At 52.2% G+C, this 12,661-nt stretch carries 11 protein-coding genes; 7 read left to right on the plus strand and 4 right to left on the minus strand.

From position 1 onward, the window contains the following. The first annotated feature begins 6 nt into the window (after nt 1-6). Genes FEK42_RS05545 through FEK42_RS05555 form a run of 3 tightly spaced genes read left to right on the plus strand, consistent with a single transcriptional unit; the run spans nt 7 to nt 3,666 of the window. A complete protein-coding gene (locus FEK42_RS05545; protein WP_130205645.1) occupies nt 7-819 on the plus strand; it encodes a class I SAM-dependent methyltransferase in 813 nt (270 codons plus the stop codon). Further along, nucleotides 816-1,670, plus strand: coding sequence for a ModD protein (gene modD / locus FEK42_RS05550; RefSeq protein ID WP_135492345.1), 855 nt, complete (start codon nt 816-818; stop codon nt 1,668-1,670). Before FEK42_RS05545 ends, modD begins: the two co-directional genes overlap by 4 nt. 25 nt (nt 1,671-1,695) lie before the next feature. After that, complete coding sequence (locus FEK42_RS05555) at nt 1,696-3,666, plus strand: TonB-dependent receptor (protein ID WP_135492344.1); 1,971 nt, start codon at nt 1,696-1,698, stop codon at nt 3,664-3,666. A gap of 49 nt (nt 3,667-3,715) precedes the next feature. Here the strand turns inward: FEK42_RS05555 and FEK42_RS05560 are convergent, their stop codons facing one another. Further along, nucleotides 3,716-3,970, minus strand: coding sequence for a GlsB/YeaQ/YmgE family stress response membrane protein (locus FEK42_RS05560; protein ID WP_000511315.1), 255 nt, complete (start codon nt 3,968-3,970; stop codon nt 3,716-3,718). Nucleotides 3,971-4,168: 198 nt separating this feature from the next. Between FEK42_RS05560 and FEK42_RS05565 the strand changes: the two genes are divergently transcribed. After that, the gene (locus tag FEK42_RS05565; protein ID WP_135492342.1) at nt 4,169-4,903 is read left to right on the plus strand and encodes a flagellar brake protein; all 735 of its coding nucleotides are present in this window, start codon (nt 4,169-4,171) and stop codon (nt 4,901-4,903) included. Nucleotide 4,904: 1 nt separating this feature from the next. Here the strand turns inward: FEK42_RS05565 and emtA are convergent, their stop codons facing one another. Further along, entirely contained in the window at nt 4,905-5,516 is a 612-nt protein-coding gene (gene emtA / locus FEK42_RS05570) for a membrane-bound lytic murein transglycosylase EmtA (protein ID WP_130205637.1), read from the minus strand. Between the two features lie 99 nt (nt 5,517-5,615). Here emtA and ldcA point away from each other — a divergent pair, with 99 nt between their 5' ends. Beyond that, nucleotides 5,616-6,530 carry a muramoyltetrapeptide carboxypeptidase gene (ldcA, locus tag FEK42_RS05575; RefSeq protein ID WP_130205635.1) on the plus strand — a complete coding sequence of 305 codons (915 nt, stop codon included), beginning with the start codon at nt 5,616-5,618 and terminating at the stop codon, nt 6,528-6,530. A 94-nt stretch (nt 6,531-6,624) separates the two neighbouring features. Then, on the plus strand, nt 6,625-8,361 hold the full coding sequence (locus FEK42_RS05580; protein ID WP_064528688.1) for a potassium/proton antiporter: 1,737 nt from the start codon (nt 6,625-6,627) through the stop codon (nt 8,359-8,361). 56 nt (nt 8,362-8,417) lie between these two features. Here the strand turns inward: FEK42_RS05580 and dadX are convergent, their stop codons facing one another. Together dadX and dadA are read right to left on the minus strand one after the other, a co-directional pair. Next, entirely contained in the window at nt 8,418-9,488 is a 1,071-nt protein-coding gene (dadX, locus tag FEK42_RS05585; RefSeq protein ID WP_130205631.1) for a catabolic alanine racemase DadX, read from the minus strand. Nucleotides 9,489-9,497: 9 nt separating this feature from the next. Further along, nucleotides 9,498-10,796: a D-amino acid dehydrogenase gene (gene dadA, locus FEK42_RS05590; protein ID WP_135492340.1), complete on the minus strand. Its 1,299-nt coding sequence runs from the start codon at nt 10,794-10,796 to the stop codon at nt 9,498-9,500. Nucleotides 10,797-11,125: 329 nt separating this feature from the next. On the opposite strand from dadA, the gene FEK42_RS05595 reads away from it, so the two are divergent. Further along, nucleotides 11,126-12,658, plus strand: coding sequence for a SpoVR family protein (locus FEK42_RS05595; RefSeq protein WP_130205627.1), 1,533 nt, complete (start codon nt 11,126-11,128; stop codon nt 12,656-12,658). Nucleotides 12,659-12,661: the final 3 nt, after the last annotated feature.

The raw sequence follows: 12,661 nt of genomic DNA on the forward strand, positions 1-12,661 counted from the left end.
ACAATCATGCTCATTGATGATATTGATTTTGCAGACCTTTATCTGCAGCAACTCAAACTGGCTCACCGCACAGAAAAAACGCCCGATCACTGGGATCAACGGGCGGAGAAAATGGCTGAAAATTGTGCCTCGCCAACGGACAGCTACCTGCAACAACTGATCGCTAAAATTGACCTGCAAGGCGCGCAGACCTTATTCGATATGGGCTGCGGACCAGGCACCGTATCGCTGGCGCTGGCTGACAAACTCACTACGATTTATGGCGTTGATTACAGTCAGGGGATGCTGAACGTTGCCGCCCGCCGCGCCGCCGCGCTGAAGGCAGACAATGTCCACTGGATCCAGCGCGCCTGGGAAGAGGACTGGAGTGACCTGCCACGCTGCGATATTGCCGTGGCTTCCCGATCCACACTGGTGGCTGATATGCGCCAGGCAATGAGCAAACTGAATAATCAGGCACGGCTGCGCGTCTACACCACCCATCTGGTCAGCACCTCGTTCGTCTCCCCGGCCATTCAGCGGGCGGCAGGTCGGGAAGTGATCGAATTACCCAACTATATCTTTGCGCTCAACGTCCTGTATCAAATGGGAATTTATGCTCACGTCGATTTTATCCGTGGACAAAATTGCCAACAGGATAACAGCACCTGGGAACGTTTTGAGCAGAACGTCAGCTGGAGTCTTGGCGCGCTTAACGACGATGAGCGTGAACGGTTATATCGCTGGTATCAACAACAAGATGCTCGTGCCCTCGCCCCTGCCAGCCGCGACTGGGCGCTCATCTGGTGGGATAGCGTGCCGCCGGAGGCACTGCGATGATCTTCATTTCTCAGGCACAAATCGATGCGTTACTTCTGGAAGATATCCAGGGCGGTGACCTGACCACGCGGGCATTAAATATTGGACACCAGCCTGGCTATATTGCGTTTTTTCACCGCCAGGGCGGCTGCGTCAGCGGCGTTTCTGTCGCGTGTAAGATGTTAACCACGCTGGGGTTAACCATTGATGACGCGGTCAGCGACGGTTCACAAGCGGATGCAGGTCAGCGGCTGATCCATGCCCACGGCGACGCTGCTGCACTTCATCAGGGATGGAAAGCGGTCCAGAACGTACTGGAGTGGAGTTGCGGCGTCTCAGATTATCTCGCGCAAATGCTGGCGTTGCTTCGTGAACGTTATCCTGACGGCAATATCGCCTGCACCCGAAAAGCTATCCCTGGAACCCGGTTGCTGGCAACACAAGCTGTCATTGCCGCTGGCGGGCTGATTCACCGTGCCGGATGTGCGGAAACTATATTATTGTTCGCCAACCACCGTCATTTTCTTGCTGACAATCAGGACTGGTCGGGCGCAATCGCCCAGTTACGTCGCCACGCCCCCGAGAAGAAAATTGTTGTTGAAGCCGACACGTCTGAAGAGGCTATCGCCGCGTTACGCGCGCAACCAGACGTACTTCAGCTCGACAAATTTAGTCAGCAGCAGGCAACTGAAATTGCGCAAATAGCGCCGTCGATGGCTCCCCACTGCACGCTGGCTCTGACCGGCGGAATTAATCTGACGACACTCAAAAATTACCTCGACTGCGGCATTCGCCTTTTTATTACTTCCGCGCCTTATTACGCGGCACCGGCTGACATCAAAGTCAGTCTGCAACCCGCAGCCTCTTTTTAATTCTTTGTTAAACGGAATTTATTCTATGAGACTCAAAAAACGTTATCTCTGCACAGCACTATCACTTGCCTTTACCCATCAGGCCGTAGCGGCTCAGGAGAGCGACACGCTGACCGTATGGTCCAGTCCGGTATCATCGACGACGACCACCGTTCTCGATCACCCCACCATGAAGGCCCTGGATAAGCAGAATGTCGCTCAGGCATTAAGCGTCGTCCCTGGCGTAGTGCTGCAAAAGTCAGGCAGCCGCAACGAAGAACAGGTCAAAGTTCGTGGTTTTGATAGCCGTCAGGTACCGGTCTATTTCGACGGCGTGCCGATTTATGTTCCCTATGACGGCAACCTCGATCTGGCGCGGATTCTGACCAACAATCTGGGCGCGGTCGAAGTTTCCAAAGGGTATTCGTCGCTGCTTCAGGGGCCTAATCAGATGGGCGGTGCCATTAATATCACCACCCAGAAGCCAACGAAACCTCTGGAAGCAAATCTGGGATATCGCCAGGGATGGAGCCGTAGCCAGGACAATGCCTACGATATGCATGCTTCATTTGCCGCCAGCAACGATCTGGGGTATTTGCAAGTCAGCGGTAGCCAGCTAAAGCAGGATTTTCTCGGCCTGCCGCATGGTGTGAATAACGATATTGCAGGCAAACACGGCAAGATGATTAACTCATCGGCTGATGATAAACGCGGCATTGTGAAGCTCGGTTTTACACCGCGTGAAAACGATGAATACACACTGACTTACATTAAGCAGGATGGTGAAAAAGATAACCCGCCATACAGCGGAAACAGTGGTCAGAAATCACGCTACTGGCAGTGGCCGGAGTATGACAAAGAAAGTTTTTATTATCAGGGAACGACCCAGCTAAACGAGCGTTTTACTTTGAAAAGTCGGCTGTATCGCGACACCTTTGAAAATACGCTGATGATGTACAACTCGCTGGCTGATTTGAAAAATAAAAAAGGCAGCTACAGCCATTATTCCGATTACAGCGACGGTGCCGGGTTACAACTGGCAGCCGATGTGCGTGAAAACGATCTGCTGTCGTTTGCCGTTAACTGGAAAGATGACGTACACCGGGAAAAAGGTGCGCCGCACGCCGCTTACGATCGCTATGAAGATCGCACCTGGTCGCTCGCCAGTGAATATCAATGGGCTGCCGCCGATAATGTCGATGTCGTGGCGGGAATCAGCTATGACTGGCGCGATAGCGTAGAAGCGAAAAAACATGAGAACGATGGCAGCATCACCCATTATGACGACAACAATCAGTCAGCTTTTAACTGGCAGGTGATGGGGAAATACCACTTTGCCAATGAAGACACGCTGGCGCTTTCGTACTATGACCGCACACGCTTTCCGACGCTGAAAGAACGCTATACCACGTCCAAACCAGCGTATAACCAGATAGCGATTGTTAACCCGCAGCTCAAGCCGGAACGCGCGCGCGGGGTAGATTTAACCTGGAATGGTGCCTTCACGCGCGACTGGGGATTTGAGGTCAGCGTTTACTATAATCGGGTGAGTGATGCCATCCTCTCGCACAATATCGATGCCGATACCATTCAAAACCGGAACAGCGGCACGGTGGATTACAGCGGTCTGGACGCCGGTATTAAGGGGAAAATCAGCAATATACTGGATGTAGGGTTGAGCTACGCCCTGATCCACGCTGACGCCAAACGCAAAGACATCGGCAAGATAACCGATCTGCCAACGCAGACAATGACCGCATGGATGACTCTCAAACCGTGGGAGCCGTTAAGCGTAACACTGTCGGAAGAGGCGCGTTCCTCCAGCTACAGCAACAGTGACGGTTCACAAAAAGCCGCCGGTTTTGCGGTGACCCACATTCGAGCCGATTACGCCTTAGGTCATGGCTTCAGCGTCAATGCGTCGATCAATAACCTGTTTGATACCCAATATGCCTACAGTGAAGGGTTTATTGAAGAAGGTCGCAATTTCTGGGCAGGTGTCGAGTATACGTTCTGATGTGAAAGCGGATAGCGGCATCTGTATCGCTATCCGCCTTATGAAAATCTTATTCTCTTCGCAGGAGGCGGAATACGCCCAGAACGAGAATAGCTCCCACTACCGCCACCAGGAAGCTGTGCAGATTAAAACCGCTGATGGAGCCGCCAATGCCAAACATGGTCGCCAGCCAGCCGCCGACCACCGCACCGACTATCCCGAGAATACAGGTCAGGAAAAATCCACCACCATCACGCCCCGGCATGATTAGCTTGGCGATAATGCCGGCTATCAGGCCAAAAATAATCCAGGCAATAATTCCCATGTTCAGGCCCTCGTTTCTATGAACAGGACGCAAGAAATGCTTACGTCAACGCTCTAAGTATAGGCAAGGGTAAGTTTGATGTTGGGCGTCTGGCGGTTGATTTGCAGCCAATATGTAAAAAAAATTCTCATTTGTATAAAGTTTTGTTAATCGCTACCGATAAACCAAAGACAGTTTGTCGGTCAGGAGTTTTTCCGCGTGAGTCACTACCATGAGCAGTTCCTGAAACAAAATCCTTTAGCAGTGTTGGGCGTTTTACGCGATTTGCATAAAGCCGCAATTCCCTTGCGTATCAGTTGGAGTGACGGTCAACTGATCAGCAAAATACTGGCAATAACCTCGGATAAGCTGGTGCTGGATTACGGCAGTCAAGCAGAAGACAACAATGCCGTGCTTAAGGCGCGGCACATTACCATTACCGCCGAAACTCAGGGTGCGAAAGTCGAGTTTACTGTTGAACAATTACAGCAAAGTGAATACCTGCAGCTTCCGGCCTTTATTACCGAACCACCTCCCGCGCTATGGTTTGTGCAGCGACGCAGATATTTCCGCATCTCCGCCCCGCTCCATCCGCCTTATTTTTGCCAGACCAAACTGGCGGATAACAGCACGTTACGTTTTCGCCTGTATGATTTGTCGTTAGGCGGCATGGGCGCATTACTGGAAACGGCAAAGCCTGCCGGATTGCAAGAAGGCATGCGCTTCGCACAGATTGAAGTCAACATGGGACAATGGGGCATTTTTCACTTTGATGCCCAGTTACTGACGATCAGCGAGCGTAAATTGATTGATGGTAAAAATGAAACCGTCTCCACTCCCCGTCTGAGCTTTCGTTTTCTTAACGTCAGCCCGACGGTGGAGCGGCAATTACAGCGAATTATTTTCTCACTGGAGCGGGAAGCCCGTGAGAAAGCGGACAAAGTACGCGACTGAGTTACATTGCGTCCAGAGCCTGCTCGAGTTTATAGATATAGCGTGGAGCCTGCGGCGCGGGGTGATTTCTCGCGACGTGATCGAGGAACTCGTCAGCGTCCAGATCGTTGATTTTGCTGATCGCCTTTTTCCGATCTGAGGAGAAAGTCCGTAGCAGTGCGCCTGCCCCGTTAGCGTATGACACTACCAGCGCATATTGCAGTACTTTCGGATCTTCAATACCTGCCAGCGGGCCGGTTTCCAGAATATTCAGGTAAGCTGCCCCCATTGAGATATTACGCTCTGGATTTTTCAGCTCACTGGTCGTCGGCTCACCACTCCAGCCCATACGGCGATAAACATCGCGTCCGGACGTGGAGGCTTTTAACTGCATCAAACCAATGGCATTCGATTTACTCACCGCGTTCGGGTTACCGCCCGACTCGATAGCGATAATCGCCGTGATCAATTGTGGATCGACACCCCAGGCAGCACCGGCTTTCTGACTTATTGGCATCCACTTCATTGCACGTTGTACCGGAACTTTCGCGTTCCACGGAGGATTCGTATAGTCATGTTTTGATGAACAACCCGCTAATAACACAATCAAAAAGGCAAACCATCTCAATTTCACTTCATCTATCCTTATAGCCTGGAATCGCCGTTGAGGTGACAACGGCACACCTAAGCGGCATGATATACAATTCGTTTCTGTTGTCAGCAAGGAATTGCCATGTCTCAGTTTCACTTAATCGCCCCGTCGGGTTACTGCATTAATCAGCACGCCGCGCAGCGCGGTATTCAACGCCTGATGGATGCGGGTCATCAGGTCAATAACGTAGAGGTCATTGCCCGTCGCTGTGAGCGGTTTGCAGGTACGGAAACGGAGCGTCTGGCGGATATTAATTCCCTTGCAGGGCTGACATCACCCAACACTATCGTACTGGCGGTTCGCGGCGGTTACGGCGCCAGCCGCTTACTGGCGGATATTGACTGGCAGGCGCTGGTTGCTCGCCAACAACATAATCCGTTGCTGATCTGCGGGCATAGCGATTTCACAGCCATCCAGTGTGGACTGCTGACCCAGGGTAATGTCATCACCTTTAGCGGCCCGATGCTGGTGGCGAATTTTGGCGCGGAAGAGCTGAACGCCTTTACCGAGCACCATTTCTGGCTGGCATTACGCAATGAAACATTCACCATTGAATGGCAAGGGGAAGGCCCGACGTGTCGGACCGAAGGCACGTTGTGGGGAGGCAATCTCGCGATGCTGATTTCGCTGATTGGTACGCCGTGGATGCCGCAAATTGAGAACGGTATTCTGGTGCTGGAAGATATTAACGAGCACCCTTTCCGCGTCGAACGTATGCTGTTACAGCTCTATCATGCCGGAATTTTACCGCGTCAGAAGGCGATTATCCTCGGTAGCTTCAGTGGTAGCACGCCCAATAATTATGACGCGGGTTACAACCTGGAGTCGGTGTACGCGTTCTTGCGTTCCCGCCTGTCTATTCCACTCATAACTGGCCTCGATTTTGGTCATGAACAACGCACAGTTACGCTGCCGTTGGGCGCACATGCCATCCTTAATCACACCCAGGAAGGCACACAGTTGACGATTAGTGGTCATCCTGTTCTTAAAGTGTAAAAAAATCACGTTTCAGGGCTAAGTAAAACGCTGTTTCTGCCGCTAATATGGTAGGGTTTATATAAGAGACAGCGTAATCAGGAGTAACCGACCGTTGGATGCCACAACAATAATTAGCCTTTTCATCTTAGGATCCATCCTTGTCACCAGCAGTATTTTACTTAGTTCATTTTCTTCCCGTCTTGGCATTCCCATTCTGGTTATTTTTCTGGCGATCGGCATGCTGGCGGGGGTTGATGGCGTCGGCGGCATCCCGTTTGATAATTATCCTTTTGCTTACATGGTAAGTAACCTCGCGCTGGCGATTATTTTGCTCGACGGCGGGATGCGTACCCAGGCCAGTTCATTTCGCGTGGCGTTAGGTCCGGCGCTGTCACTGGCGACGGTGGGCGTGCTGATTACTTCTGGTTTAACCGGCATGATGGCGGCATGGCTGTTTAATCTCAATTTGATTGAAGGCTTATTAATCGGCGCCATTGTCGGTTCCACGGATGCCGCTGCAGTATTTTCTCTGCTTGGCGGCAAGGGGCTTAACGAACGTGTTGGCTCGACGCTGGAAATAGAATCCGGCAGTAATGATCCGATGGCCGTGTTTCTGACCATTACCCTGATTGCGATGATCCAGCATCATGAGAGCAATATTAGCTGGATGTTCATTGTCGATATTCTGCAACAATTTGGTCTGGGCATCGTAATAGGTCTTGGCGGCGGTTATTTACTGCTGCAAATGATCAACCGCATCGCCCTGCCCGCCGGATTATATCCATTGCTGGCATTAAGCGGCGGTATTCTGATTTTCTCATTAACCACTGCGCTGGAAGGTAGCGGTATTCTGGCGGTGTATCTGTGCGGTTTTCTGCTGGGGAATCGCCCTATTCGCAACCGCTACGGCATTCTGCAGAATTTCGACGGCCTCGCCTGGCTGGCGCAAATCGCCATGTTCCTGGTGCTTGGGCTGTTGGTTAACCCAAGCGACTTACTGCCTATTGCCATTCCGGCGCTCATTTTGTCCGCATGGATGATTTTCTTCGCTCGTCCCCTTTCGGTATTTGCCGGATTGCTGCCGTTCCGTGGCTTCAATTTGCGCGAGCGCGTATTTATCAGTTGGGTCGGGCTGCGCGGCGCGGTGCCGATTATCCTGGCGGTATTCCCGATGATGGCGGGCCTGGAGAATGCACGGCTGTTCTTTAATGTCGCCTTCTTCGTGGTTCTGGTTTCGCTGTTGTTACAGGGAACGTCGCTCTCGTGGGCGGCGAAAAAAGCCAAAGTGGTGGTTCCGCCCGTCGGACGCCCGGTATCACGCGTTGGCCTTGATATTCATCCGGAAAACCCGTGGGAACAGTTTGTTTATCAGTTGAGTGCCGATAAATGGTGCGTGGGCGCGGCGCTGCGCGATCTGCATATGCCAAAAGAGACGCGTATTGCGGCACTATTTCGTGATAACCAATTGCTTCATCCCACTGGCAGCACCCGACTGCGTGAAGGCGACGTCTTGTGCGTGATTGGTCGGGAACGCGATCTCCCGGCGCTCGGTAAACTGTTCAGCCAGTCACCGCCAGTCGCGCTGGATCAACGCTTCTTTGGTGACTTCATTCTTGAAGCCAGTGCCAAATATGCCGATGTGGCGCTGATATATGGTCTGGAAGACGGTCGGGAGTATCGCGATAAACAGCAAACGCTGGGGGAAATTGTCCAGCAATTGTTAGGCGCGGCTCCGGTTGTCGGTGATCAGGTGGAGTTTGCCGGGATGATCTGGACGGTGGCCGAGAAAGAAGATAATGAAGTGCTGAAGATTGGCGTTCGGGTAGCGGAGGAAGAAGCCGAATCTTAAGTTTGATCCGTCTTGTATCGCCGGATACGACGCTGGTCGCATCCGGCTACAACAAGTTACACCGTCACAACAGGCACACGTAACGCCAGCGCGCACATCAACTCATAGCCAACGGTTCCGGCAGCGGCGGCGACATCATCAATTTTGATCTCTCTGCCCCACAGCTCAACCGGTGTACCAATACCCGCCTGCGGGCAAGGCGTTAAATCGACCGCCAGCATATCCATCGAGACAGTCCCTACCGTCATGGTGCGTACGCCGTCGACTAAAACAGGGGTACCGGTTGGCGCATGACGCGGATAACCGTCAGCGTATCCGGCGGCAACAATGCCAATTCGCTGTTCATCGCGCGCGGTATAGCGACCGCCATAGCCCACACGATCTCCCGCTTTTAGCGTCTGGATACCAATAATCTCGCTGCTTAACGTCATTACCGGACGTAATCCGGTATTGGCGATATCGCGCCACTGACCGGACGGCGATGCACCATACAAAACAATCCCCGGACGCACCCAGTCAAAATGCGCTTCCGGATGCCACAGCGTCGCGGCCGAGTTAGACAACGAACGTCGACACTCAAGCCCTTCCGCCGCCTGGTCAACACGCGCCATCGCCTCGGTAATCCCATCAGGATGCTCGGCCTCGGCAAAATGCGACATCAGGGTCATTTCGCCAACATTCGCCATCGCCCGCAGTTGCTGCCAGACGGTGGACACGCGATCGGGCAGGAAGCCCAGCCGATTCATTCCACTGTTCACTTTAAGATAAATATCCAGTGGTGCTTTTAGTCGCGCGTTTTGCAACGCTTTAAGCTGCCAGTTACTGTGAACGCAGGTAGTCAGGCGATACTGGTCATAAATCTCCAGATCCTGGGCGTGGAAAAAACCTTCCAACATGAGGATCGGCCCTTTCCAGCCGCGCTCACGTAGGGTAATGGCCTCTTCCAGATTAAGTAAGGCAAAGCCATCAGTCGCCCCGAGCGCACTCCAGATACGTTCAATACCATGCCCATACGCGTTCGCTTTTACCACCGACCAGACGCGCGCATGCGGCGCGGCCTGGCGGACAATGTTCAGATTCTGTTTTAATGCCTGTAGATCGAGGCTGGCCTGTATCGGTCTGGTCATCTCGATTCCTTAGCTGTGCGCGCCATGTAAATGGCCCGGGCGTGATGGCGTAAATCCACGGCTGTAGCGCGCTACGCTTAAATCCTCATACGGGATAGCAGGCGTGCGCCCCGAGAGCAGATCGCTTAACAGCTGACCGGAACCGCAAGCCATCGTCCAGCCGAGCGTACCGTGACCGGTATTCAGCCACAGATTTTTAAAGCGTGAACGACCAACAATCGGCGTGCCGTCTGGCGTCATCGGGCGCAGACCGGTCCAGAAAGTAGCCTGCTCGACATGACCACCGCGCGGATAGAGATCGCGAACGACCATTTCCAGCGTTTCACGACGCGGCTGTAACAGTTCAGTGTTAAAGCCAACAATTTCCGCCATTCCGCCAACGCGGATGCGGTTATCGAAACGGGTAATGGCGATTTTGTAGGTTTCATCCAGAATGGTGGATACCGGCGCGCCATCTTCCTGCGCAATTGGAATGGTCAGGGAATACCCCTTCAGCGGATATACAGGAATATCAACAATGCCTTTAAGCATCGCCGTCGAGTAAGAACCAAACGCCATAACATACGCATCGGCCTTAATCACTTCATCACCACACTTCACGCCATAGATTTGTTCGCCGTCACAAAGCAGCTGATCAACTGGCGTATTAAAGCAGAATTTAACCCCTGCCTGCTCCGCCATCCGCGCCAGATTCTGGGTAAACAGCTGGCAGTCTCCGGTTTCGTCATTGGGCAGTTGCAGACCGCCAGTCAGTTTGTGCGCCACTTCTGCCAGCGCGGGCTCCACCTCCGCCAGGCGGCTGGATTCCAGTAATTTGTACGGCACACCAGCATCTTCCAGCACGGCGATATCGCGAGTGGCATTTTCATACTGTTGTTCGGTACGGAACAGTTGCAGCGTCCCGCCCTGCCGACCTTCATACTGGATATTTGTCTCTGCGCGTAATGCTTTCAGGCAATCACGGCTGTATTCCGCCAGGCGCACCATCCGCCCTTTATTTTCCATATAGTGGCTGGTGTCGCAGTTACGTAACATTTGCCACATCCATTTCAACTGGAACTGCGTACCGTCGAGACGAACGGCCAGCGGCGCATGGCGCTGAAACATCCATTTAATCGCTTTTAAAGGCACGCCTGGTGCTGCCCACGGCGCGGCATAGCCGGGGGAGATTTGCCCGGCATTCGCTGCGCTGGTTTCAAGAGCCGCCCCCGGTTCCCGATCAATGACGGTGACCTCATGTCCTGCCTGATTCAGATACCAGGCGCTGGCAACGCCTACCACACCACTTCCCAGTATGACAACTCGCATAGCCACTCCGATAACGGTAGATACAGTAAAAGAATAATAATCTAATTACATCTTGATAACTCAGTTGAAAATATTATTCAACATATGGGTTTTTTATGGTGAGCCAGCTCACATCTCCCTGACACAGCGGGAATATGCTGTCTTTGGCATCTCCTGCTGAACGTGCTTTTTATCCAGCAGAAAATTCCGTTGAGAAGCTAATTATTGGCACTCCGATAATAAGAAATCGCAAAGAAAAAAATTCTCCGGTGACGCGGTTTTTAACAGGTGTTCTATGCTTGAAATGAGGCGTTCCACACAGAGAGCGCCGACAACAATGAGGTGCGCGTATGGCGACGATCGATTCTATGAATAAGGACACCACACGTTTGAGCGATGGACCCGACTGGACGTTCGACCTGCTGGATGTTTACCTTGCAGAGATAGACCGGGTGGCGAAACTCTATCGGCTGGATACCTACCCGCACCAGATTGAAGTGATCACTTCGGAACAGATGATGGATGCCTACTCCAGCGTCGGCATGCCGATTAACTATCCGCACTGGTCATTCGGTAAAAAGTTTATCGAAACCGAACGTCTGTATAAGCACGGTCAGCAAGGGCTGGCCTATGAAATTGTCATTAACTCTAACCCGTGCATCGCTTACCTGATGGAAGAGAACACCATTACCATGCAGGCGCTGGTGATGGCACACGCCTGCTATGGTCACAACTCTTTCTTCAAAAACAATTACCTGTTTCGCAGCTGGACTGACGCCAGTTCCATTGTCGATTACCTGATTTTTGCCCGTAAATATATTACCGAGTGCGAAGAGCGTTATGGCGTTGATGAAGTAGAAAAGCTGCTGGACTCCTGTCATGCCCTGATGAACTACGGCGTGGACCGGTACAAACGTCCGCAAAAAATCTCTCTCCAGGAGGAAAAAGCCCGGCAGAAAAGTCGCGAGGAGTATCTGCAAAGTCAGGTCAACATGCTGTGGCGTACCCTGCCGAAGCGCGAAGAAGAGAAAACAGTCGCCGAAGCGCGCCGCTATCCTTCCGAGCCGCAAGAAAACCTGCTTTATTTTATGGAGAAAAATGCCCCACTGCTGGAATCATGGCAGCGTGAAATCCTGCGCATCGTGCGAAAGGTGAGCCAGTATTTTTATCCGCAAAAACAGACCCAGGTGATGAATGAAGGCTGGGCGACCTTCTGGCACTATACCATCCTTAACCATCTGTATGATGAAGGGAAAGTAACGGAACGTTTTATGCTGGAGTTTTTGCACAGCCACACCAATGTGGTCTTCCAGCCGCCCTATAACAGCCCGTGGTACAGCGGAATAAATCCGTATGCGCTTGGTTTCGCCATGTTCCAGGATATTAAACGGATTTGTCAGTCGCCAACGGAAGAAGACAAATACTGGTTCCCGGATATCGCCGGTTCTGACTGGCTGGAAACATTGCATTTTGCGATGCGTGATTTCAAAGATGAGAGTTTTATCAGCCAGTTCCTATCACCGAAAGTAATGCGTGATTTCCGCTTCTTCACCGTGCTGGATGACGATCGCCATAATTATCTGGAAATTTCTGCCATTCATAATGAGGAAGGTTATCGGGAGATCCGTAACCGATTATCGTCGCAATATAACTTAAGTAATCTGGAGCCGAATATTCAGATCTGGAACGTGGATTTACGCGGCGACCGTTCACTGACGCTGCGCTACATTCCGCATAACCGCGCTCCGCTGGACCGGGGGCGTAAAGAGGTGCTGAAGCATGTGCATCGCCTGTGGGGATTTGATGTGATGCTCGAACAGCAAAACGAAGACGGCAGCGTCGAGTTGCTGGAACGTTGCCCGCCAAGAATGGGTAATCTGTAAAAA

Source organism: Escherichia sp. E2748 (genome assembly GCF_005781125.1).
Classification (GTDB): Bacteria; Pseudomonadota; Gammaproteobacteria; order Enterobacterales; family Enterobacteriaceae; genus Escherichia.

What these genes read in the sequence shown, in the direction of transcription:
- dadA (WP_135492340.1), bottom strand. Translation starts at nt 10,796, where the DNA reads ATGCGAGTTGTCATACTGGGAAGTGGTGTGGTAGGCGTTGCCAGCGCC.
- FEK42_RS05560 (WP_000511315.1), bottom strand. Translation starts at nt 3,970, where the DNA reads ATGGGAATTATTGCCTGGATTATTTTTGGCCTGATAGCCGGCATTATC.
- FEK42_RS05555 (WP_135492344.1), top strand. Translation starts at nt 1,696, where the DNA reads ATGAGACTCAAAAAACGTTATCTCTGCACAGCACTATCACTTGCCTTT.
- modD (WP_135492345.1), top strand. Translation starts at nt 816, where the DNA reads ATGATCTTCATTTCTCAGGCACAAATCGATGCGTTACTTCTGGAAGAT.
- ldcA (WP_130205635.1), top strand. Translation starts at nt 5,616, where the DNA reads ATGTCTCAGTTTCACTTAATCGCCCCGTCGGGTTACTGCATTAATCAG.
- dadX (WP_130205631.1), bottom strand. Translation starts at nt 9,488, where the DNA reads ATGACCAGACCGATACAGGCCAGCCTCGATCTACAGGCATTAAAACAG.
- FEK42_RS05545 (WP_130205645.1), top strand. Translation starts at nt 7, where the DNA reads ATGCTCATTGATGATATTGATTTTGCAGACCTTTATCTGCAGCAACTC.
- FEK42_RS05595 (WP_130205627.1), top strand. Translation starts at nt 11,126, where the DNA reads ATGGCGACGATCGATTCTATGAATAAGGACACCACACGTTTGAGCGAT.